Here is a 22,098-nt window from a genome sequence, read left to right as displayed (position 1 = left end):
AAAGTGCGGGGATTTTTTATGTTTACAAGCGGTTTATTTTAAGTATTTTTTTGCAAAATTATGCCTCGTCTTGTGGTTTATCAGGGTGATTACCTAAAAATTTACTGATAAGAGCTTTACCTAATTCCGATTGATTTAAGCCTTCTAAAGTTGCTGCAATTTTTGTACCGCCAGTGGAGCTAAAGAGTTCGCCAACACGCTGAATGCCTTTATCTACACGCTCATCATTGATGATAAATTTCATATCGGAGTGAGACAATGCTTTTGCTTGCTCTATGCCGATGGCTTGGTTAGCCTCAATTTGGCGTATGCTGACCAAGTATTGTTGATAGCCTTCATTACCTCCAATTTCACGAGCCAATTCAATTTGTCCTGAAACAAGCGAAATCTCCAATTTCTGTTTGGCTTCGGCTTCTGCCGCCCCGATTTTGGCAATACCTTGAGCCTCTTTATCTTTTGTTTCAAGTAAAGCTTCTGCCTCTAAGAATGCTTTCTGTTTTTCCCCTTCTGCAACGAGAATTTGATGCTGTTTCTCAGCTTCGGAGTCAATAATCAGGGCATTACGGTTAGCTTCAGCTTTGATTTCTTGGGTGCGTTTGTCTTGATCAGCTTTCACGATTTCTACGTCTTTTTCGATCTCTGCTTGCTTAATTTCGGCCACCCGTTTTACTTCCATTTCACGTTCTTTAGTGATTTTTTCTTGTTGTTTCACTAGTTGCTGTGCTTGTTCATTAGAAACTGCAACTTCACGTTGATTTTCAACGGTTTTTAAGCCTACTTCTTTCTCAGCTTCTTGACGTTTTACATCAGCCTCTTTTTTCGCTTCAATTTCGGCAATTTGGGCTTCTTTTTGGTTACGTGCCACTTCAACACGGCTCTCTTTTTCAATAAAGGATTTTTTAATTTCCATAATATTGAAGATAACTTTCGAACCACCACTATCACGAATATCCATTAATTCAATATTTTTAACTGGCTCAATTCCCCAGTTTTTCAGCTGTTCTTTTACTGCAAGCGTGAAGTCATCTCCCAGTTCAGAGCGCACTTGCAAAATATCGTTTAAATTGCGGCTAGAGAGAATGGAACGTACAGAGCCTTGAATAATATCAACAAGTTGAATATTCATATCGTGGAAGTCTGAAACCCGCTGTGCAGCTAGATTGGAATCGGCGACACGGAAAAATGCGGTGATGTCTACAACAAAGGGTAAACGTTCTAAATCATAAGCTTCGTAATTATCAATTTTTATGGAGAACACGGAAACGGGCAATACAATGGTACTTACCCCAATAAGTGGTAACCAAGATGGGAAGGCGTAATAAACGTTGCCATTGCCTGTGTCTTTGCCATAAGAGGTTGTTTTACCCCCTGATTGAACAATATGCACCTCATTTGTTTTGACTACGCGGCGGAAGAGTAAGGCAACTAATAAGGTAATAACCACGAGGGCAATAATGCCAATGATCGTAAGTAGTGTATAAAACTGCATGGAGCTCTCCTTTGTTATGAATAAGAACAATTCACACTTTAAGTGAACAAGCGGTGATTTTCTAGCAAAATTTTGCAAAAAAGCTGAATTTTCTACCGCTTGTATGTGAAATGAAAAAGGCAAATCAATCAAGATTTGCCTTTTAATATTGCCATTTATTTAGAGCGAGCTAATGAAGATCACGCTAATAATGACAGGAATGACGTAACGCACATAGTTAAACCAAACTTTTGTAAAACCTTCACTGGCGCCAAGTTCTTTTTTCGCTTCATCTTTTAATACATAGCCCACAAAAATGGCGCTACCTAATGCAGTGAGTACAAATAGAATATTGCCACTGATATAGTCGAACGCATCAAAGATGCTCATACCCATAATGCGAATATCTTGCCATAGATTATCACCCAGCACAGAAGGAATATTGCCTACAACAAAAATGCCACCCAGTACGAGTGCAATGGCTCTTTTACGTGAAATTTTCGCTTTCTCAACTAAAGCGGTAATCAGTACTTCGTAAATGGTGATTGAAGTCGTTAATGCGGCGACTACCAATAGGCTAAAGAAGATCGTAGCAAAGACAGTGCCGCCCCACATATTAGAGAATACTATCGGTAGGCTTTGGAATACTAGTGCGGGGCCTGCTGTAGGCTCAATACCAAAGGTAAAGAGTGATGGGAAGATCATAAAGCCGGCTGCGACTGCAATTAAGGTATTGACTACACCTGTAATCGTGGCTGTTTTCACTAAGTTTTCTTTTTTATCTAAGTAGCTAGAAAGTGTAATTAGTACACCAAAGCCCAAACTTAATGCAAAGAAGACCTGACCTAAGACTTTAATAAAGAGCTGTGGAGTAATTTTGGAGAAATCGGGTAAAAGGTAAAATTCGATCCCTTGCGCAGCACCTGGTAGGGTAATATTGCGGATAACCATTACGATGAGAAAAACAAAAAGCAATGGCATTAGGAATTTCACTGCACGCTCAATGCCATCAACGATACCGCGAGCGAGAATAAAGTAGTTGGCAAGTACAAATACACCAGTGTAGCAAAGAATCATGAGTGGATCATTTTGGATATGGTCATTATAGAATTGTGCGGTTAATTCTGGATTAACTGGGGTTGAAAGATCTAAACCGCCACTGATTAGTGCGCCAATATAAGTGAGTACCCAACCGCCAAGTACCATATAGTAAGCAAGAATACCAAAAGCACCGAGTAAACCCATTAAGCCGAGTATTTTCCAACCCTTGTGGATTTCTTTGCCATTTGCAGTACCGCCAAAAGCATCAATTGAGTTAAGTTGCAAACGACGACCGATAACATTTTCCACTAAAATCATTGGAATGCCGATCACAATCATTGCAATACAGAATAGTAATACGTAAGCGCCGCCGCCGTTTTCTCCTACTAAATACGGAAAACGCCATGTCGCGCCAAAACCAACAGTCGCCCCAGCCACCGTTAGCACATAAGTTAAGCGGCTCGACCAAGAGAGTCTTTGTTCTTTTGTACTCATAAGTTACCTCTTTTTGATAAAAATTCCCCTAACTCTACTGCAAATTAGGGGAAAAAGAGCGGTATTATCTAATAAATTTTAAGATTATCCTAATGATAATGCGTCTTTTGCTGGTGTATAAGCATAACCAAAGGCATCAGAGACCCCTTTGAAGGTGCATTTACCTTCATAGGTATTCAAGCCTTCTAAAATCGCATTATCTACCAAGCAAGCCTGTTTCACGCCGAGCTCTGCAATTTTCAGACCAAATTCAAGGGTCGCATCGGTTAAGCCTAGGGTCGAAGTTCTTGGTACGCTACCAGGCATATTCGCGACACAATAATGTACGATATCATCAACTAAATAGATTGGATCATCATGCGTAGTTGGATGAGATGTTTCAAAACATCCGCCTTGGTCGATAGCCACATCAACTAATACCGCCCCTTTTTTGAGTAATTTAAGATCGGCTTTACGGACTAAATGTGGTGCTTTAGCACCAGGAATTAACACCGCACCAATCACAACATCAGCATTTCTTAAACAGCTTTCAATATTGCCTCGTGAACTTGTTAATGTTGTTACTTTCATACCAAACATGTGATCTAAATAGGCAAGGCGTGCGGCGTTAATATCTAAAATTGTTACGTCTGCACCAATACCTACCGCAATTTGTGCTGCATTCACACCAACAACACCACCACCTAAAATCACAACTTTTGCTTTTGGGGTACCAGCAGTACCACTTAGCAATAACCCTAAGCCACCGTATTTTTTCTGGATAAATTTTGCTGCCTCTAGTGTTGCCAAACGTCCTGCAATTTGGCTCATCGGGGTTAAGCAAGGTAATCCAGCTGGAGTTTTGATGGTTTCATAGGCGATGGCTTTAATTTTTTTCGCCAGCAACATGTCCGTGAGAGCTTGATCTGCGGCTAAATGTAGGTAGGTATAAAGGGTTTGTCCCTCTCGGAAGAAATCATATTCACATTCTATCGGCTCTTTTACTTTGATGATCATTTCACTGTGAGCAAAGAGTGTTGCTTTATCACTAATAATTGCTCCTGCTTCTTGATACAGTTTGTCAGAAAAACCAATAGCAGCACCTGCATCTTTTTCAATATAAACGGTATGACCAGCTTCAACGTAGCTTTTCACATTGGCAGGAGTTAATCCAACTCGATACTCTTGCACTTTCACTTCTTTTGGGCATCCGATGATCATAGAGATCTCCTTATGTTAGATTTAAGGGCTTGATGATATTGCTACTAAAATATGCAATAATCCTGCTTTTCATTTAGGGTTTGTCGATAATTTAACTAGCAATATTGGCGAATTATAAAAGATAGCTCAGACAAAAAAATGTGATTCACTTAACATTTTTTTTACAAAGTTTTATATTTAGGCAAAAAAATGGGACTTTTTGAATTTTTTATTGTATTGGCATTGCTGATTATTCTCAGCGGAATCATCTCATCGGCAGAAATATCCCTTGCTGGAGCAAGAAAAATCAAACTGCAAAATCTGGCAAATGAAGGCGACAAGCGGGCTGAAAAACTGCTTAAATTGCAAGAACAGCCAGGGCAGTTTATTACCGTTGTGCAGATTGGTTTGAATATGGTTGCAATTCTTGGCGGTATGCTCGGAGAAAGCTCTTTGACCATTTATGTACAACGTTTTTTACAGCAATATAGCCAAGCGGCTTGGGTGGAGAGTGCTTCTTCTTGGATCGCTTTTGGTGTGGTTACGGTGGCATTTATTATTTTGGCAGATTTAATGCCAAAACGCTTAGCAATGGCAAATCCTGAAAAAGTTGCTTTAAAGCTGGTGAATGTGATGACCGTCAGCATTACCTTACTTAAGCCGTTTGTGTTGTTTTTTAATACGATTGCGAATGGCTTATTCCGCTTACTGCGTATTTCAACTGAGCGCGAAGACACCATGACCTCTGATGACATTATTGCGATTGTTGATGCGGGAGCTGAGGCTGGCGTATTGAAAACCCAAGAACAATATTTGATCGAAAATATTTTTGATATGCAACAGCGTACGGTGACTTCTACCATGACGACGCGTGAGAATATCGTTTACTTAGATAAAGCTTATACTCGCCAACAAATTCTTGATACCTTAAGAGAAAATTCTCATTCTAAAGTCATTATTTGTGATAGCAGCTTAGATAAAATTTTAGGCTATGTAGAATCCCATACTTTGCTTACGCGCTATTTACAGGAAGAACAGGTTTCGCTTACTGACAATAAATTACTCCGCAAAGCCTTATATATTCCAGATACACTTTCACTTTACGAGGTGTTGGAGCTATTTAAGTCTTCTGGTGAGGATTTTGCTGTCATTATTAATGAATATGCGTTAGTGGTGGGGATTGTTACTTTAAATGATGTAATGAGTATCGTGATGGGGGAGCTTGTCTCTAACGAAGAAGAACAAATAGTTCAACGTGATGAAAATTCGTGGTTGATTGATGGTGCAACACCTTTAGAAGATGTCATGAGAGCATTAGAAATTAACGAGTTTCCGCATTCAGAGAACTACGAAACTATTGGCGGCTTTATGATGTATATGTTACGTAAAATCCCGAAAAAAACGGATTTTGTGCTGTACGCCAATTATAAATTTGAAATTATTGATACAGAGAATTTTAAGATTGATCAGTTGATGGTTTCTAAGCAGGGAGAAAATTGAATGATTACACTTTACCACAACCCTAAATGTTCCAAATCGCGGGAAACGTTGGCAATTTTGCAGCAACATGGCATTGAAGTTGAGATTGTTGAATACCTTAAAGTACCATTAGATCAAACAACAATTGCTCGTCTTATTCATGATAGCGGCATTATGCTTGAACAAGCACTTCGTACAGAAACAGACGAATATAAAACATTAATTAAAGATAAAAATTTATCCCAAGAGCAAATTATTGCTCTGATTGCCGCACACCCCAAGCTGCTCAATCGCCCGTTTGCAAGCGGTCGAAAAGGCACAAAATTTTGCAGACCACCTGAATTGGTTAAGGAGTTATTATGAAAAAAATCCTATTACTCAATGGGCCAAATTTAAATATGCTGGGCAAAAGAGAGCCAGAAATTTATGGTTCACAGACGCTGGCAGACATTGAACAGCATCTCCAGCAATGTGCGGCAGAGCGAGGTGTGGCATTAGACTATTTTCAATCAAATAGTGAAGAGGCCTTAATTAATCGCATTCATCAAGCTTTCCAGAAAGTCGATTTTATTCTCATCAATCCAGCGGCATTTACGCACACTAGTGTTGCGTTGCGTGATGCTTTGCTATCTGTAGCAATCCCTTTTGTTGAAATTCATCTTTCGAATGTACATGCTCGCGAGTCTTTCCGTCATCATTCTTATCTAAGCGATATTGCTAAAGGCGTTATTTGTGGCTTAGGCGCACAAGGTTATGAATACGCCTTAGACTTTGCATTGAAACAGTTGGAAAAACGGTAAAATTCTTGTATATTCCGCCATTTTTTAACAATGATTAACAAATGGGGAACAAATATGAAACACAACATGGCGAGGAAATTTGGGTTAAAGAAGAGGGTTAGCTTGCTTAGCGCTTGTTTGGCATTCACGAGCTTGGCAAATAATGCTCAAGCCGAAGGCAAGCTGACTATTTATTGCAGTGCACAAAATGCAACCTGTGAAAAAATTACCCAGACATTTGCGAAAAAATATAATGTGGATGCGAAATTTGTGCGTAATAGCACGGGGGCTACACTTTCTAAAATTAAAGCTGAGCAAAATAATCCTCAGGCGGATGTTTGGTATGGTGGAACAATTGAGCAGCATTTCCAAGCAGCAGATTTATCGCTATTAGAAAAATATCGTTCACCGATGCAGCAAGAGACCCTACCTCAATTTAAAACATTGCTGGAGAAAAAAGGCGATTTTACCTCGATTATTTATATGCTAGTGCTTGGCTTTGGCGTAAATACAGAAGTCTTCGCTAAATTAGGGATTAAGGAGTATCCACGCTGTTGGAAAGATTTGACTCATCCACAATTAAAAGGGCATATTCAACTGGCAGATCCCCAATTATCTGGCACGACTTATACTGCAATTGCCACATTGATTCAATTATGGGGTGAAGATAAAGCATTTGAATTTTTGAAACAGCTTGATGCAAATGTTTCACAATATGTAAAAAGTGCGCAAGTGACTTCAAATCTTGCTCGTGGTGAAAGTGCATTAAGCGTTGGTTTTATCCATAACTATGCCACAGAAAAAGAAAATGGCGCACCAGTTGAAGCAATCTTGCCTTGTGAGGCGGATAGTTACTCGTTAGGTGGGGCAAGTATCATCAAAGGCTCACGCAATTTAGATAATGCAAAATTGTTTATTGATTGGGTATTAGGGGTTGAGGCGCAAGAAATTCCATGGCGTGAAGTCGGTGTTTACCAACTGCCAACGAATGTCAATGCTGAGGCAGCACCACAATCGGTCGATCCAAAAACATTAAATCTAATTAAAATGGATTTTGATCGTTTTGGGACAAGTGAAGAAGGTAAGCGTTTAACCGAGAAATGGCTCAAAGAAGTTAAAATCAAATAGTAATTAACTGATACGATGAGTACCAAATTCTGTCGATTTTCACGCATTTTGTAAGATTTTTATCGCAAAATTGCCGAAATTCGGGTAATCTACGCAAGATTTTAATCAGTGCTTTTTTAGCACTGATTTTCTATTTTCATTTTTAGCATTTACTACGGATCTCATTATGGATATTCGCAAAATTAAAAAACTTATTGAATTAGTTGAAGAATCAGGTATCACTGAATTAGAAGTGACTGAAGAAGAGGGTACTGTGCGTATTAGTCGTGCGGCTCCAGCAGCCCCTGCGGTACAATATGTTGCAGCACCGCAAGCTGCACCTGCCGTAGCACCTGTTGCAGCGGCTGCACCAGCAGCTAGTGCACCACAGGCAGCTTCTGCGCCAAGTGCTGAAGTGAGCGGACATGCAATTCTTTCGCCAATGGTAGGCACTTTCTACCGTAGTCCAAGCCCAGAGGCTGCTCCATTCGTTGAAGTTGGTCAAACAGTGAAAGCTGGCGACACGCTCTGTATCGTAGAAGCGATGAAGATGATGAACCGTATCGAATCTGACAAAGCAGGCGTGGTTAAAGCAATTTTAGTCAATGATGGTGAAGCGGTTGAATTTGATCAAAAACTGTTCGTTATTGAATAATTTTATGAAATAAAAGGGGAATGGATAATCGACAATTTGCAAATTTCGTTTGAAATTTGGGCGCTTGTCATTATCCATTTTCAATTTTCAATGTTCCATTTAAAAGGAAACCCCTATGTTAGAAAAAGTTGTGATTGCTAACCGTGGTGAAATTGCTTTGCGTGTCCTGCGCGCTTGCCGCGAGTTAGGTATTAAAACTGTTGCTGTTCATTCTACTGCTGACCGAGAACTCAAACACGTTTTACTTGCTGATGAAACGATTTGTATTGGCCCTGCACCTTCTACTAAAAGTTATTTAAATATTCCAGCAATTATTGCTGCTGCAGAAGTGACCGGTGCAGATGCAATTCACCCTGGTTATGGCTTTTTATCTGAGAATGCAGATTTTGCTGAGCAGGTTGAGCAGTCTGGTTTTATTTTTATTGGTCCAACTGCTGACGTTATCCGCTTAATGGGGGATAAAGTTTCTGCGATTAATGCGATGAAAAAAGCGGGCGTACCTTGTGTACCGGGTTCTGATGGTCCGGTAGGCAATGATGCAACAAAAAATAAAGAGATCGCAAAACGTATTGGCTATCCAGTGATTATTAAAGCTTCAGGTGGCGGTGGTGGCCGTGGTATGCGAGTAGTACATAACGAAGCCGATCTAGAAGAATCTATTGCAATGACGAAAGCAGAAGCAAAAGCGGCATTTAATAATGATATGGTGTATATGGAAAAATATTTAGAAAATCCACGCCATATTGAAATTCAAGTTCTTGCCGATACCCATGGAAATGCGGTTTACTTAGCTGAACGTGATTGCTCTATGCAACGTCGCCACCAAAAGGTGGTGGAGGAAGCTCCAGCTCCTGGTATTACTGAGGAACTGCGTAAATATATCGGTGAGCGTTGTGCCAACGCATGTAAAGAAATCGGCTATCGTGGTGCAGGTACATTTGAATTCTTATACGAGAATGGAGAATTTTACTTTATTGAAATGAACACCCGCTTACAGGTAGAGCATCCTGTGACAGAGATGATTACTGGTGTTGATTTGGTTAAAGAACAATTACGCGTTGCTGCGGGCTTGCCACTTTCAATTAAGCAGGAAGATATTAAAGTGCGTGGCCACGCGATTGAATGCCGCATTAATGCAGAAGATCCAAATACCTTCTTGCCATCACCAGGTAAAATCAATCGATTACATACTCCAGGGGGATTAGGTGTTCGTTGGGATTCACACATTTATGCCGGTTATTCTGTACCACCACATTATGATTCAATGATTGGTAAATTGATTACTTATGCTGAAAATCGCGATATTGCGATTGCACGTATGCAAAATGCGTTGTCAGAAAGCATTATTGAAGGTATCAAAACCAATATTCCATTGCATGATAAAATTTTAAGTGATGAGAATTTCCGTAAGGGCGGCACAAATATTCACTATTTAGAGAAGAAACTAGGCTTGAAATAATGCCTAAGCCTGATTTTGCAAAAGAAGACGTAAAATCGACCGCTTACTAAAGCAAAAACGCCAATTACAAATATGCAATTGGCGTTTTTCATTTTGAGATTTAGGCAGGCTCTGCTTATTAAGCCTAGCTAGACCTTAAATAAGCACATTGGCGATAGCAATACCAACCACACATGCTGTTACTACGCCGATAATACCAGGCGCCATGAAGCTGTGGTTGAAGTAGTATTTACCAATTTTAGTCGTACCTGTTACGTCAAAGTTTACTGTTGCGATATCAGATGGATAGTTTGGAATGAAGAAGTAGCCGTAAGTTGCAGGCATTAAACCAACTAATAACGGTGCAGGTAAACCTAAGCCGATACCGACAGGCAACATCATTACTGCAGTTGCAGCTTGACTGTTAATAACTACCGATACGGCAAACAGCGCGAAAGCGAAAGTCCAAGGGTAGTTTTCTACCATCTCTGTAATACCAGCCTTAAATTGTGGCATTGCATATTGGAAATAAGTATCGGACATCCACGCAATTCCGAAAATTGCAATAGCCGCTACCATACCTGATTTAAAGACTACACCATTTGGAACTGTTTGAGGATTCGTGCGGGTTAGTATGAGAATCAAGCCACCGAAGCAGAGCATCATAATTTGGATGATTAATGACATACCAATAGGTTTCACTTTTTCACCTTCGCCTACGGTACGAATTTCAGGGAACATTGCGATAGCCACAATCACTACTAGTGCAAGTAAGAAGAGATAAACCGCTTGTTTTGCCCCTGCAGGTAAGGTGTCATTTAATGTGGTGCTGGTTGTATTAGCAATGCGATCACGCCATACAGGATCTTGCAAGCGGCGTTGATATTCTGGGTCATTTTCTAATTCTTTTCCTCGACGTAAGCTATAGAGCGACATAGCAATCGTACCAGCAAGGGTTGCAGGCACTGTAACCCCAATAATGCTTAGTAAGCTAACATGTTCAAAACCTGGTAAGCCACTAATTTGACCGAGATAATAAACTACGGCAGCTGAGAGCGGGCTAGAGGTGATGGCTAATTGTGAAGCGACAGAGGCTGCGGCCATTGGGCGTTCAGGGCGAATTTTATTTTTTAATGCTACATCTGCAATGATTGGCATAACAGAGTAAACAGAGTGACCGGTACCAAGCATAAACGTCATAATGTAAGTGACTAAAGGCCCTAAAAATGTAATACGCTTAGGGTTTTTGCGTAGCACTTTTTCGGCAACTTGTAGCATAAATTTTAGACCACCAGCGGCTTCTAAAATAGAAGCACAAGTCACTACTGCCAGAATAATTAACATCACATCGACAGGGGCTTTGCCCAATGGCATACGCAGTATAAATACTTCTATTGCCAAACCGATACCAGAAACTACGCCTAAACCGATGCCGCCATAACGGCTACCAATATAGAGCATTACTAACAAGAATAAAAATTCAAGATAGAGCATATAGACCTCATAAAATATAAAAAAGATAGCATAAATTCTAGCGAGCTTATGTTATTCACAAAAGGGGCAAACTTTATTTAAATCAAATTTTTATTGAATTAATTTCTGTTTACAAAAAATTAACATACTATCCTAATAACAATTTTATGCAAATTTTTTTACAACTTCTTGTTAGAGTTTAACTACTTGTCCGTCTAATGCTCCATTATCACAATTTTGGAGTTTTTATGTCTTGTTACACTGTCAAAAATGTTACCCAAGGAGCTGGTTTACTGGTTTTACGCTTATTTCTTGCCTATGAATTCTTTGAGGCGGGGTGGGAAAAGCTACATGGTGAAAACTGGTTTTCTGCGATTGAGGATAACTTTCCTTTTCCTTTCAATTTATTACCCGCCGATCTGAATTGGTTTACAGCGATGAGTGCTGAACTATTTTTACCTATTTTGCTTATTCTAGGCTTATTCACTCGCATCAGTGCTATCAGTTTGATGATTTTAACTTCAGTAGCCTGGTATTCGGTACACGCAGGATTAGGCTACAACGTATGTAGTAATGGTTACAAAATGGCATTAATTTATTTGGTCACGTTATTGCCGCTATTAATGCAAGGTGCTGGAGCACTATCTCTTGATTTTCTGTTACAGAAAAAACAGCCAAGCAGATCTTGGTTGAAATTCCTTTAATTTTGAACTCAACACTATGGAGAATTTTTCATGAAAAAAGCAACTTTAATGGCACTAGCCGGTGCATTAACAATGGCAACAGCAAATGTAAATGCAGAAACTCATGCGACTGAGCATGTAATGGAAGCCAAAATGATGAAAACCAAAGCAGCCGAAGGGAAAGGGAAATGTGGTGAAGGAAAATGTGGTGCGACAAGTGAAACCAAAGCCGCTGAAGGTAAGTGTGGTGAAGGTAAGTGTGGCGCAGCAAACAGTATGAAGGCAGCCGAAGGAAAATGTGGCGAAGGCAAATGTGGTGCGACAGCAACTGACAGTAATAAAAAAGCAATGAAACCTGCAGCACCAAAAGCGGCAGAGGGAAAATGTGGCGAAGGTAAGTGTGGCGCCAGTAAGTAATCTTTAAGTCCCAACCCCCTCTTTTTCAAAGAGGGGGTAAATTTTCAAAGGAGACATCATGTTCGCCATTTTTTATCAGAAGGTAGTTTACTTCTTATTGAAAAAAGTGGGGATAGTGAGGTGGTTTACAAGCGGTCAAAATCTTTCTATTTTTTGCAAATTATTAAAGGAACAATAATGCTGAAATTTCAAGGTGCAGGTTTGGGCTATCGCCGTGATTTAGCGGATGGTTTTTTAAATTTAACAGATAATAGTGTTATCAATTTTATGGAGGTCGCGCCGGAAAACTGGCTCAAAATGGGCGGTCAGGCGCGTTATAACTTTGATAAAGTCGCGGAGAAAATTCCTTTGGTTATTCATGGGTTATCGCTCTCTTTAGGTGGGCAAGCACCATTGGATATGACATTGCTCAAAGGAATTAAAACCATGCAACAGCAGTATAATTCCTTCTTTTTTTCCGATCATTTAAGTTACTGCGAATGCGAAGGACATTTGTATGACCTATTGCCAATGCCATTTACTGATGAAGCTGTACATCATGTGGCAAATCGTATTAAGCAAGTGCAAGATTATCTTGGTATGCGGATTTCGCTAGAAAACACCTCCTATTATCTCCATTCACCGACAAGTACGATGAACGAAGTGGAATTTCTTAATGCCATTGCACAGGAAGCCGATTGTGGTATCCATTTGGACGTGAATAATATTTATGTGAATGGGGTTAATCACGGCCTATTAGATCCCTTTGTGTTTGTAGATAAAGTGGATAAAAAACGGGTGGACTATATTCATATCGCTGGGCACGATGAAGAACATGGTGCGGCAGAGGCCGTGAGAATGACAGAGGGAGAGTCATTTAATAAGGTGAAAGGTGAGTTACGTCATCTGCCGACTTTGCTGGTGGATACACACGGCGAAACGGTGCAGAAAAGCGTATGGGATTTATTGGCATACACCTATGAGTGTTTACCGCATATTCCACCGACATTATTGGAACGAGATTTCAATTTTCCGCCATTTCAAGAATTGCTTGGGGAAGTTCAGCATATTGCGGCATTACAGCAGAAATATGCCAAGTAGGAGTGAGTTATGTTACAGAAATCATTAAAAGAAACTCAAACAGAATTTGCCAATGCGATTCGGTATAATGATGTTAGCTTAATGAGTGGTAATATCTTGCCGCAACGTTTGGGAGTGTATGCACGTTTAGTTCGGAATAATACACTGGGTTTTATTGATCGCTGCTATGTGGAATTAGCAAAGCATTTAAGTGCCGAAGATTGGTGGGCAATCAAAGAGAAATTTGTGCGTGAAGGCAAAGCACACTCGCCTTTTTTCCAAGATATTGCCGCTGAATTCTTAGTATTTTGTCGAGAAACGCAGTGTGTTGAGCCGCATTTGTTAGCTCTCATGGATTTTGAAAACGCCCAACTTGCCGTAGAAGTCGCGATGGCTAATGTGCCTGCCGAATTCGAATGGGATAACGATACTATTATGCAATTTTCCGGTGCAGCAGAGTTGCGCCAGTACGGGGTAAATTTTCTGCATAGTGGTTTTCAACAATTTGAAAAAGCGCCGACTTATGTGCTGATCTGGCGAGATAGCGAATTTGGCATTTACTACCAAACTTTAGAAGAATTGGATTTCTTTCTTTTGACCTCTTTACAAGAAAAGGCAAATTCTCTGAATGGATTACTGGATGAATTAAGTGCATTTACTGAGCAAAATTCTGCCTTAAAAATGGTTTTAAGGCAGATTTGGCAAAAATGGGTAAATGCGGAGGTAGTTTACCCGTGTTGATTTGTTACTTTTTTTGCACAGGCAAAGAAAAGTAAAAGAATAAAGAGAGAATAATGAAAACAATTCCCCAATCCCAATTAGAAACAATCCGTTTGCAAATGGTGAAATTTGCTACACTTCATCTTAAAAATAGTGAATTAGCCGAAGATGCTGTACAAGAAGCCTTTGTTAGTGCTTATAAATATGCAGATTCATTTAAAGGACAAGCAGCATTAAAAACATGGATTTTTGCTATTTTGAAAAATAAAATCATTGATTTACTACGACGTAAAAATAGAGAAATCATTGTGTCAGAATTACTTGAAGAGGATGATAATGATCTCAGCGAAAAACTTTTCCGCTCTGATGGGGAATGGAATGATGATCTTTATCATTCGAGTGAATGGCGGCAGTGTGATTCGCGAGTTTATTCCGAGCAATTTTGGCAAGTGTTTGAATCTTGTTTGAGTAATCTACCGACCATGCAAGCGCGAGTATTTATGATGCGTAGCCATTTAGAGATGGATACTGCAGAAATTTGCCAAGCGTGTGAAATATCAAGCGCTAATGTGCATACCTTACTTTATCGTGCTAGATTACAACTGCAAGTCTGCTTAACCCAGAAATGGTTTGGAGAATAACATGTTAAATTGTAAAGAAGCTACTCAGCTATTATCACTACACTGTGAACAAAAATTGCGTTTTAAACAGCAATTGCAACTTAAAGTTCACTTAATGGTGTGTAGTAGATGTAGAGGCTTCGCGAAAAATAATCAATTACTTGATCAGATGATGAAAGAATTCGCTGAACATAACTCGAAAGAGTAAAATAGCGCTAAATAAAGTAAAATAAGGGGTTAGACTGATTTTAGGTCTAACCCTTTGATTTTTGTAATTTTTTTATAAAATTCACCCGCTTGTTTATTTTGCTAAATCTGCTAAAAATGTGATCTAGATTACAAAACTAAAACGTTTTAGCAAAATTCCCTTTCTTTACTAAAACGTTTTAGCTAGAATGCAATCGGTTACTTTTTAACTTTCTACGAGTATATAGGTGAACTTATGAACTTTCCTCAAATCGCTCAACAAGTGATTGAAAAACTTGGGGGCAAAGAAAACATCACAACGCTTGCACACTGCGCCACTCGCTTACGTCTAACACTTGCCGATGAAAGCAAAGTAGATAAAGAAGCAATTGAAAATATTGACGGTGTGAAAGGCCAATTCTCAACATCTGGTCAATACCAAATTATTTTTGGTTCAGGAACAGTCAATAAAGTCCATGCCGAAATGCAAAAACAGATGGGCATTGGCGATATGAGTACTTCTGAAGTTGCCGCAGCGGGTGCTGCAAATCAGCCATTGTTACAACGCTTAGTGAAAGGCCTTGCCGATATTTTCGTACCGATTATCCCTGCTATTGTGGCGGGCGGTCTTTTAATGGGTATTCACTCAATGCTGACGGCAAACGGTTTCTTCTGGGAAGGCGAATCGGTCGTGAGCCGTTATCCAAATATTGCGGATCTTGTTGATTTCATCAATACTATTGCAAATGCGCCATTCGTGTTCTTGCCAGTATTACTAGGTTTCTCTGCAACGCGTAAATTTGGTGGTAACCCATTCTTAGGGGCTGCGCTCGGTATGTTGTTAGTTCACCCTGCATTAGCTGATGGTTGGAACTATGCCTTAACACTCGCCAAAGGTGAAATCAAATATTGGAATGTTTTAGGTTTAGAAATTGAACGTGTGGGTTATCAAGGTACTGTTATTCCAACGTTAGTATCTGCTTGGGTATTAGCGACACTTGAGAAAACTTTCCGTAAATTTGTGCCAAGTTATTTAGATAACCTTGTTACACCAATGTTCTCACTCTTCATTGCTGGGGTATTAGCCTTTACCGTGATTGGTCCATTAGGACGTGAAGCAGGTGATCTTATTACACAAGGTCTAACTTGGTTATATGATACCTTAGGCTTTATTGGTGGTGGTGTATTTGGTACGTTCTATGCACCAATTGTTATCACCGGTATGCACCAAACCTTTATTGCCGTTGAAACGCAATTACTTTCTAATATGGTATTATCAGGTGGTACATTTATCTTCCCTATTGCTGCAATGTCTAATATTGCACAGGGTGCAGCGTGTTTAGGCGTGGCGTTTGCATTAAAAGATGCGAAAGTTCGCGGTTTAGCTGTACCATCTGGGATTTCTGCGCTATTAGGTATTACAGAACCTGCCATGTTCGGGGTAAACTTACGTTATCGTCAAGCATTTATTGCTGCAATGATTGGTTCAGGTTTATCTAGTGCATTTATTGCCTTCTTTAATGTAAAAGCGCAAGCATTGGGTGCTGCTGGTTTCTTAGGTGTACCATCAATTAAACCAGATAGCCTTGCTATGTATTCAATTGGTATGGCTATTTCATTTATTGTTGCATTTAGCTTATCTGTGATTATGGTTAAACGTGCAAATGCAAAAGCGTAATTTTGTAAAATTCATCTAAAAAGTCCCCTCTGGGGGCTTTTTTATTTTTAGGCTATAATTCCGTAAATTTTGATAAAGGATAATAGTATGAGCGAGCAGATTATTCGTCAGGTGGTACTAGATACAGAAACCACAGGAATGAACTTTGGTGGTGCACCGCATATTGGGCATAACATTATTGAGATTGGGGCTGTTGAAGTAATTAATCGCCGTTTAACCGGACGAACTTTCCATGTTTATATCAAACCACCTCGTTTGGTTGAAGAAGAAGCTATCCAAGTACACGGCATTACCAATGAATTTTTACAAGATAAGCCCACATTTGCTGAAATCGTGGATGAATTTGTTGCTTTCATCAAAGGAGCAGAATTGGTGATTCATAATGCACCCTTCGATGTTGGTTTTATGGATCATGAGTTTTCATTTTTACCAAACCCTCCACCAAAAACGGCGGAAATGTGTATTGTGACAGATAGTTTACAACTCGCACGCAAAATGTATCCTGGTAAGAAAAATAATTTAGATGCATTGTGTAGTCGTTTAGGCATTGATAATAGTAAGCGTGTTTTGCACGGCGCGTTACTGGATGCGGAAATTCTTGCTGATGTTTTCCTCATGATGACAGGCGGACAGATAGCATTGCTTGGTGAGGATGAACAAGATCAGGCAGATAATGGACTATCTGCGATGGCCGAAGAACATTATAGTGTGCTGGATAATACAGGACTTGTTACGTTGGCATTAGATGATGAAGAGTTAGCAGCGCATAATCAATATTTAGAGTTGCTGACGAAGAAATCGAAAGGAAATTGCTTATGGCTTACTCGAGTGGCAGAAGAGAGAGATGTGCAACATTAAATGCGAATAGCATAAAAAAGATTTGACGAACAGAGTATAAGCCTTTATTATTTATCACGTTTCACGGAGCGGTAGTTCAGCTGGTTAGAATACCTGCCTGTCACGCAGGGGGTCGCGGGTTCGAGTCCCGTCCGTTCCGCCAATTTATTTAATACGAGCTAAAGCCTTCGATTATTCGAAGGCTTTTTCTTTTTCTTGCTTTTCTAAAACTAATTTTGCTGCAAATCGTTGTGTTAATGTTTGCTGAAACTCTACTAGAATCGCGGGATTTATTGCTAATAGTAGCGTAATTTTATCGCTAAATTGCTGTTCAGCTACTTCAATGTCTTGTTCTGCAAGCAAATGTTGTAAGCTATTAAATTGGTCATATTCGCATTGCAAGCGGTAGTTTTGACGTAAAACTTTGCGAACTTTTTCAACATTCAATAGCGCATGTTGTATGCCATTGCCATAGGCTTTAACCAAGCCGCCTGTACCTAGTAAAATCCCTCCGTAGTAGCGTACTACCACCGCACTAATTTCACCTAATCCAGACCCCAGTAAATAATTAAGCATCGGCTTGCCTGCTGTACCGGAGGGTTCTCCATCATCGGAAAATCCATATTGCTGCCCATCGTTTGGTGCGCCAGCTACTGCAGCCCAACAGTGGTGGCGGGCTTGTGGGTGTAATGCCTTAATTTCTGCCCAAAATGCTTTGGCTTCATATATGCCATTTGTGGGGCGAACATAGGTGATAAAACGGCTTTTTTTGATTTCTTCTTCAAAAATGACTTGTTGCTTTGGGATAAAGTATTCCATCTTGTTTAGTATGTTAAATATCTGTGAACAAAATCATGTTTCTATGATAAACCGTTTGCATAGCGCTGAAAAGTCGAGTATATCTATAGCGTTTTTTCCCAAAAAGTGGGAAACGCTATTTTATCTCTTCTAAAATATAAGGAGCATTAAGATGAAAAAATTGTTGAAACTCTCTTTAGTTGCAACCTTAGCTTCAACAGCATTGTCTGCTCAGGCAGACGAAAAATTCATTACCATCGGTACGGGTGGGCAAACAGGCGTTTATTATGTTGTTGGTCAATCAATTTGTCAGTTAGTGAATCGTGATACCCGAACCACCAATGTAAAATGTAATGCCCCTTCGACAGGTGGATCTGTTGATAATTTAAATTCGATTGCAGCAGGCGAGCGTGATTTAGGTATTGCGCAATCAGATTGGCAATTCCACGCGTATAATGGTTCGAGCTCCTTTGATGGTAAGAAAAATGAAAAGTTACGTGCAGTATTTTCGATTCACCCAGAGCCATTCACCATCATGGCGCGTCAAGATGCGAATATCAATGGCTTTGATGATTTAAAAGCGAAACGGGTGAATGTTGGTGATCCTGGCTCGGGTACGCGTGCAACAATGAAGGTCATTTTAGATGCAAAAGGTTGGACGGAAAAAGAGTTTAAAGTCGCCTCAGAATTAAAAGCCTCAGAAATGGCATCGGCAATGTGTGATAACAATCTTGATGCGATTACCTATAACGTTGGTCACCCAAATGGAGCATTAAAAGAAGCGGCAGCGTCTTGCGATGTAAAATTAGTGCCTGTAACGGGTGAGGCAATTGATAAATTAGTTGCAGAGAATCCATATTATGCTAAAGCGACTATTCCAGGTGGGTTATATAAAGGCGCAGATGAACCAACCGAGACTTTTGGGGTTTATGCGACCTTGGTGACTTCTAGCGATGTTGATTCAGATAAAGTATATGCGGTGGTAAAAGCAGTATTCGATAATTTCGATCGCTTTAAACGTTTACACCCAGCATTTGAAAACTTAAAACAAGAAGAAATGATCAAAAATGCGATCTCTGTCCCTCTTCACGAAGGTGCAGCACGCTACTATAAAGAAAAAGGTTGGATTGAATAATCTTTTCTAAGTTCTCGAGCATTAGCTCACCTCTAGGAACAGCTTAATCGCTGTTCCTAGATCTCTCGTTTCATTTCTTACAAGCGGTTTAAAACAGATGATTTTTTGCAAAATATAGGCAAAAACGATCCGCTTGTTTTTCTCATTTTTAGGAAAGTGTTATGTCTGTTAAGGAAAATTCAGTAACGGCAAACTACGATGATCTACAGGATATGGTTGCCTCCAATGATGCAGGAGGGCGTAACCCAACAGGGTTTACGAAAAAACTGATTGTCGTTACCGCAATAATTTGGTCATTATTTCAACTTTATTACACTTCACCATTTCCATTCTGGTTGCAGGAAGTGGTGCGTAATGCGGGCTTAGAGCTGAATGTGGTGGTTGATGATACGAAAGCACGTTCAATTCATTTAGCCTTTGCCTTATTTTTGGCTTATCTCTCATTCCCTGCATTTGCAACCTCACCGAAGCATCGCGTGCCTTATCACGATTGGCTATTTGCTACCCTTGGTGCATTTCTTGGGGCGTACTATATTTTCTTCTATGAAGGCTTAGTGACGCGTTTTGGTGCGCCTATTACTCAAGATATTATTGCAGGTTGCTTAGGGCTTTTACTTCTGCTTGAAGCTTGTCGCCGCAGTTTAGGTTTACCTTTGGTGATTATTGCAGGCGTGTTTCTACTTTATAACTATTTTGGGCAATTCTTACCAACCAGCTGGATTATCAGCCATCGTTCAGGTACGCTGAACCAAATTATCAACCAGCAGTGGATCACTACCGAAGGGGTATTTGGTGTAGCCCTTGGGGTATCGACAAAATATGTTTTCCTGTTCGTATTATTTGGTGCGTTACTGGATAAAGCCGGTGCAGGAAACTACTTTATCAAAACTGCTTTTGCCTATCTTGGACACTTTAGTGGTGGCCCAGGGAAAGCTGCTGTGGTTTCGTCAGGTTTAACGGGCTTAGTGTCTGGTTCTTCGATTGCTAACGTGGTGACAACAGGGACATTCACTATTCCAATGATGAAGCGTGTTGGCTTAAGCCCAGAAAAAGCTGGTGCGGTTGAAGTCGCCTCTTCCGTAAATGGACAGATTATGCCTCCTGTTATGGGGGCGGCGGCATTTTTAATGATCGAATATGTCAATTTGCCATATAGCCAATTGATCACACATGCCTTTTTACCTGCCTTTATCTCTTATATTGCGTTGGTTTATATCGTGCATTTAGAAGCACAAAAGCTAGGGCTAAAAGGCTTAGAACGTGTTGAACCTGTTAGTCCAATTTTAATCACGTTATTAAAAATGGTGAGTTACATCTTGGTCGCAGTATTACTTGCGATTGGGGTGGAGTTTGGCTTAGGTTGGATCAAATCCATCACCCCTGATTTCGCTTTTGTGATTGTGTGTTCTATTCTTGCTGTGCTTTATTTAGTGCTTATTCGCCGAGTAGCACAGTTCCCAGATTTAGAATTAGACGATCCAAATTCGCCAGTTGCCACATTGCCACGCCGTAAGCCGACAGTAAATGCAGGGTTGCACTATTTGCTACCTGTGATTGTGCTAATGTGGTGCTTAATGGTAGAAAAAATGTCACCGGGCTTATCTGCATTTTGGGGAACACTCACTTTAGCAGCCATTTTGGTAACACAACGCCCATTATTGAGTTTCTTCCGTCAAGATAATGGCAATAAATTCCAACTTGCAAGACAAGGTCTGCAAGATTTGATTGACGGTTTGGAAACCGGGGCGAGAAATATGATCGGTATTGGTATCGCTACCGCTACTGCAGGTATTATCGTCGGTGTAGTTTCGCTTACGGGTTTTGGGGTACAGCTTGCAGGCATTATCGAAATGCTCTCAATGGGCAACATTCTGTTAATGCTAATTTTAGTGGCAATCTTCAGCTTGATTCTCGGTATGGGGTTACCGACTACGGCAAATTATATCGTGGTGTCATCATTGATGGCATTAGTGATTGTCGAAGTTGGTAAACAGAATGGCTTAATCGTACCACTGATTGCCGTGCATCTATTTGTGTTCTATTTTGGGATTATGGCTGATGTTACCCCACCTGTGGGGCTTGCCTCATTTGCAGCGGCAGCCATTTCTGGTGGTAGTCCGATTCAAACAGGGATGCAGGCGTTCTTCTACAGCTTGAGAACGGTAATTTTGCCATTCCTATTCATCTTTAATACCGATTTATTATTAATTGATGTAGGCTGGGCAAAAGGATTATTAGTCTTTATCACGGCAACCATCGGAATTTTGATTTTTACAGCGGCAACGATGGGCTTTTTCTTTACCAAGAATAAGCTGTGGGAAACTTTTGCATTGATTTTAGCGGCATTTACCTTATTTAGCCCGAGTTTCTTTATGGAATATGTATCGCCTGCCGAACGCCATATTGCACCATCAGCCTTGGTACAAGAGCTTGCGAGTACCCCCGCTGGGCAGAACATGAAACTTAAAGTATCAGGAATGAACCCTTATGGTAAAGAGATCGAATTTTATTCACAATTTACCGTTCCAGAAGGGGAAACAGGTGAAGCTCGCCTACAAGCGTTAGGATTAGAACTTTTAGATACCGGTGAGACGATCGATATTGATGGTGAACCCACAGCTAAGATTCTAATTGATAATGTGGCGATGGATTCGCCGGCAGCAAAAGCAGGCTTAAACTGGGATCAAACGATTTTGGACGTGATGGTTCCGCAGAATTCGTTACCCAAAGAGCTGATGTTTATTCCTGCATTATTACTTGCCTTTGGCGTAGCATGGAATCAACGTCGCCGTAGAAAAATGGAATAATTCAGGAAGCGGTTTGTTTTGCATATTTTTTTGCAAAATAGACC

The 22,098-nt window shown here is 40.2% G+C and carries 21 protein-coding genes, 1 tRNA gene and 1 pseudogene; 18 read left to right on the top strand and 5 right to left on the bottom strand.

Annotated features, from left to right (window positions below):
- Positions 1–58 precede the first annotated feature (58 nt).
- The 3 genes from F542_RS08710 to ald all read right to left on the bottom strand — a co-directional run bounded on the left by F542_RS08710 (position 59) and on the right by ald (position 4,204).
- Positions 59–1,489: an SPFH domain-containing protein gene (locus F542_RS08710; protein ID WP_025267332.1), complete on the bottom strand. Its 1,431-nt coding sequence runs from the start codon at positions 1,487–1,489 to the stop codon at positions 59–61.
- 159 nt (positions 1,490–1,648) lie between these two features.
- The gene (locus F542_RS08705; RefSeq protein WP_015431866.1) at positions 1,649–3,004 is read right to left on the bottom strand and encodes a sodium-dependent transporter; all 1,356 of its coding nucleotides are present in this window, start codon (positions 3,002–3,004) and stop codon (positions 1,649–1,651) included.
- 84 nt (positions 3,005–3,088) lie between these two features.
- Positions 3,089–4,204, bottom strand: coding sequence for an alanine dehydrogenase (ald, locus tag F542_RS08700; protein ID WP_015431867.1), 1,116 nt, complete (start codon positions 4,202–4,204; stop codon positions 3,089–3,091).
- 189 nt (positions 4,205–4,393) lie between these two features.
- Here ald and F542_RS08695 point away from each other — a divergent pair, with 189 nt between their 5' ends.
- The 6 genes from F542_RS08695 to accC all read left to right on the top strand — a co-directional run bounded on the left by F542_RS08695 (position 4,394) and on the right by accC (position 9,662).
- The gene (locus F542_RS08695) at positions 4,394–5,683 is read left to right on the top strand and encodes a hemolysin family protein (protein ID WP_015431868.1); all 1,290 of its coding nucleotides are present in this window, start codon (positions 4,394–4,396) and stop codon (positions 5,681–5,683) included.
- Positions 5,684–6,025 (top strand): arsenate reductase (glutaredoxin), encoded by a 342-nt coding sequence (arsC, locus tag F542_RS08690; RefSeq protein WP_025267331.1) that lies wholly within the window; start codon positions 5,684–5,686, stop codon positions 6,023–6,025. It begins immediately after the preceding gene.
- Positions 6,022–6,462 carry a type II 3-dehydroquinate dehydratase gene (gene aroQ, locus F542_RS08685; protein ID WP_015431870.1) on the top strand — a complete coding sequence of 147 codons (441 nt, stop codon included), beginning with the start codon at positions 6,022–6,024 and terminating at the stop codon, positions 6,460–6,462. The genes arsC and aroQ overlap by 4 nt, the downstream gene beginning before the upstream one ends.
- A gap of 54 nt (positions 6,463–6,516) precedes the next feature.
- Positions 6,517–7,569, top strand: a complete 1,053-nt coding sequence (locus F542_RS08680; protein WP_231504926.1) for an ABC transporter substrate-binding protein — start codon at positions 6,517–6,519, stop codon at positions 7,567–7,569.
- Between the two features lie 166 nt (positions 7,570–7,735).
- A complete protein-coding gene (accB, locus tag F542_RS08675; RefSeq protein WP_015431872.1) occupies positions 7,736–8,203 on the top strand; it encodes an acetyl-CoA carboxylase biotin carboxyl carrier protein in 468 nt (155 codons plus the stop codon).
- A 115-nt stretch (positions 8,204–8,318) separates the two neighbouring features.
- A complete protein-coding gene (accC, locus tag F542_RS08670) occupies positions 8,319–9,662 on the top strand; it encodes an acetyl-CoA carboxylase biotin carboxylase subunit (protein WP_015431873.1) in 1,344 nt (447 codons plus the stop codon).
- A 135-nt stretch (positions 9,663–9,797) separates the two neighbouring features.
- Here the strand turns inward: accC and F542_RS08665 are convergent, their stop codons facing one another.
- Positions 9,798–11,135: an anaerobic C4-dicarboxylate transporter gene (locus F542_RS08665; protein ID WP_015431874.1), complete on the bottom strand. Its 1,338-nt coding sequence runs from the start codon at positions 11,133–11,135 to the stop codon at positions 9,798–9,800.
- A gap of 227 nt (positions 11,136–11,362) precedes the next feature.
- Between F542_RS08665 and F542_RS08660 the strand changes: the two genes are divergently transcribed.
- The 10 genes and pseudogenes from F542_RS08660 to F542_RS08620 all read left to right on the top strand — a co-directional run bounded on the left by F542_RS08660 (position 11,363) and on the right by F542_RS08620 (position 17,477).
- Positions 11,363–11,818, top strand: a complete 456-nt coding sequence (locus F542_RS08660) for an HvfX family Cu-binding RiPP maturation protein (protein ID WP_015431875.1) — start codon at positions 11,363–11,365, stop codon at positions 11,816–11,818.
- A gap of 72 nt (positions 11,819–11,890) precedes the next feature.
- A pseudogene (locus F542_RS11240) lies at positions 11,891–12,118 on the top strand (HvfA family oxazolone/thioamide-modified RiPP metallophore); the annotation flags it as partial.
- 27 nt (positions 12,119–12,145) lie between these two features.
- Entirely contained in the window at positions 12,146–12,214 is a 69-nt protein-coding gene (locus tag F542_RS11260) for an HvfA family oxazolone/thioamide-modified RiPP metallophore (protein WP_429946372.1), read from the top strand.
- A 180-nt stretch (positions 12,215–12,394) separates the two neighbouring features.
- Positions 12,395–13,294, top strand: coding sequence for an HvfB family MNIO-type RiPP peptide maturase (locus tag F542_RS08650; protein ID WP_172635297.1), 900 nt, complete (start codon positions 12,395–12,397; stop codon positions 13,292–13,294).
- A gap of 9 nt (positions 13,295–13,303) precedes the next feature.
- Positions 13,304–14,014: an HvfC family RiPP maturation protein gene (locus F542_RS08645; RefSeq protein ID WP_015431878.1), complete on the top strand. Its 711-nt coding sequence runs from the start codon at positions 13,304–13,306 to the stop codon at positions 14,012–14,014.
- 53 nt (positions 14,015–14,067) lie between these two features.
- Positions 14,068–14,634, top strand: coding sequence for a sigma-70 family RNA polymerase sigma factor (locus F542_RS08640; RefSeq protein ID WP_015431879.1), 567 nt, complete (start codon positions 14,068–14,070; stop codon positions 14,632–14,634).
- Position 14,635: 1 nt separating this feature from the next.
- On the top strand, positions 14,636–14,821 hold the full coding sequence (locus F542_RS11235; RefSeq protein WP_025267328.1) for a zf-HC2 domain-containing protein: 186 nt from the start codon (positions 14,636–14,638) through the stop codon (positions 14,819–14,821).
- Positions 14,822–15,055: 234 nt separating this feature from the next.
- On the top strand, positions 15,056–16,477 hold the full coding sequence (locus tag F542_RS08630) for a sucrose-specific PTS transporter subunit IIBC (protein WP_015431880.1): 1,422 nt from the start codon (positions 15,056–15,058) through the stop codon (positions 16,475–16,477).
- 87 nt (positions 16,478–16,564) lie between these two features.
- The gene (dnaQ, locus tag F542_RS08625; RefSeq protein WP_015431881.1) at positions 16,565–17,335 is read left to right on the top strand and encodes a DNA polymerase III subunit epsilon; all 771 of its coding nucleotides are present in this window, start codon (positions 16,565–16,567) and stop codon (positions 17,333–17,335) included.
- Between the two features lie 65 nt (positions 17,336–17,400).
- Positions 17,401–17,477: transfer RNA gene (locus F542_RS08620), tRNA-Asp, on the top strand.
- 29 nt (positions 17,478–17,506) lie between these two features.
- Here the strand turns inward: F542_RS08620 and F542_RS08615 are convergent.
- Entirely contained in the window at positions 17,507–18,133 is a 627-nt protein-coding gene (locus tag F542_RS08615) for a YigZ family protein (RefSeq protein WP_025267327.1), read from the bottom strand.
- A 151-nt stretch (positions 18,134–18,284) separates the two neighbouring features.
- On the opposite strand from F542_RS08615, the gene F542_RS08610 reads away from it, so the two are divergent.
- Complete coding sequence (locus tag F542_RS08610) at positions 18,285–19,247, top strand: TAXI family TRAP transporter solute-binding subunit (RefSeq protein ID WP_025267326.1); 963 nt, start codon at positions 18,285–18,287, stop codon at positions 19,245–19,247.
- A 161-nt stretch (positions 19,248–19,408) separates the two neighbouring features.
- Positions 19,409–22,054 carry a TRAP transporter permease gene (locus F542_RS08605; RefSeq protein ID WP_025267325.1) on the top strand — a complete coding sequence of 882 codons (2,646 nt, stop codon included), beginning with the start codon at positions 19,409–19,411 and terminating at the stop codon, positions 22,052–22,054.
- Positions 22,055–22,098: the final 44 nt, after the last annotated feature.

It is taken from the genome of Bibersteinia trehalosi USDA-ARS-USMARC-188 (genome assembly GCF_000521725.1).
Taxonomy (GTDB): domain Bacteria; phylum Pseudomonadota; class Gammaproteobacteria; order Enterobacterales; family Pasteurellaceae; genus Bibersteinia; species Bibersteinia trehalosi.
The sequence above is the reverse complement of the archived record's forward strand: the minus strand, read 5'-3'. Positions and strand labels throughout refer to the sequence as shown.

Bases quoted from the DNA above. Each gene is read 5' to 3' on its own strand.
- F542_RS08710 (WP_025267332.1), bottom strand. From the start codon at position 1,489: ATGCAGTTTTATACACTACTTACGATCATTGGCATTATTGCCCTCGTG.
- F542_RS08705 (WP_015431866.1), bottom strand. From the start codon at position 3,004: ATGAGTACAAAAGAACAAAGACTCTCTTGGTCGAGCCGCTTAACTTAT.
- ald (WP_015431867.1), bottom strand. From the start codon at position 4,204: ATGATCATCGGATGCCCAAAAGAAGTGAAAGTGCAAGAGTATCGAGTT.
- F542_RS08695 (WP_015431868.1), top strand. From the start codon at position 4,394: ATGGGACTTTTTGAATTTTTTATTGTATTGGCATTGCTGATTATTCTC.
- arsC (WP_025267331.1), top strand. From the start codon at position 5,684: ATGATTACACTTTACCACAACCCTAAATGTTCCAAATCGCGGGAAACG.
- aroQ (WP_015431870.1), top strand. From the start codon at position 6,022: ATGAAAAAAATCCTATTACTCAATGGGCCAAATTTAAATATGCTGGGC.
- F542_RS08680 (WP_231504926.1), top strand. From the start codon at position 6,517: ATGAAACACAACATGGCGAGGAAATTTGGGTTAAAGAAGAGGGTTAGC.
- accB (WP_015431872.1), top strand. From the start codon at position 7,736: ATGGATATTCGCAAAATTAAAAAACTTATTGAATTAGTTGAAGAATCA.
- accC (WP_015431873.1), top strand. From the start codon at position 8,319: ATGTTAGAAAAAGTTGTGATTGCTAACCGTGGTGAAATTGCTTTGCGT.
- F542_RS08665 (WP_015431874.1), bottom strand. From the start codon at position 11,135: ATGCTCTATCTTGAATTTTTATTCTTGTTAGTAATGCTCTATATTGGT.
- F542_RS08660 (WP_015431875.1), top strand. From the start codon at position 11,363: ATGTCTTGTTACACTGTCAAAAATGTTACCCAAGGAGCTGGTTTACTG.
- F542_RS08645 (WP_015431878.1), top strand. From the start codon at position 13,304: ATGTTACAGAAATCATTAAAAGAAACTCAAACAGAATTTGCCAATGCG.
- F542_RS08640 (WP_015431879.1), top strand. From the start codon at position 14,068: ATGAAAACAATTCCCCAATCCCAATTAGAAACAATCCGTTTGCAAATG.
- F542_RS11235 (WP_025267328.1), top strand. From the start codon at position 14,636: ATGTTAAATTGTAAAGAAGCTACTCAGCTATTATCACTACACTGTGAA.
- F542_RS08630 (WP_015431880.1), top strand. From the start codon at position 15,056: ATGAACTTTCCTCAAATCGCTCAACAAGTGATTGAAAAACTTGGGGGC.
- dnaQ (WP_015431881.1), top strand. From the start codon at position 16,565: ATGAGCGAGCAGATTATTCGTCAGGTGGTACTAGATACAGAAACCACA.
- F542_RS08615 (WP_025267327.1), bottom strand. From the start codon at position 18,133: ATGGAATACTTTATCCCAAAGCAACAAGTCATTTTTGAAGAAGAAATC.
- F542_RS08610 (WP_025267326.1), top strand. From the start codon at position 18,285: ATGAAAAAATTGTTGAAACTCTCTTTAGTTGCAACCTTAGCTTCAACA.
- F542_RS08605 (WP_025267325.1), top strand. From the start codon at position 19,409: ATGTCTGTTAAGGAAAATTCAGTAACGGCAAACTACGATGATCTACAG.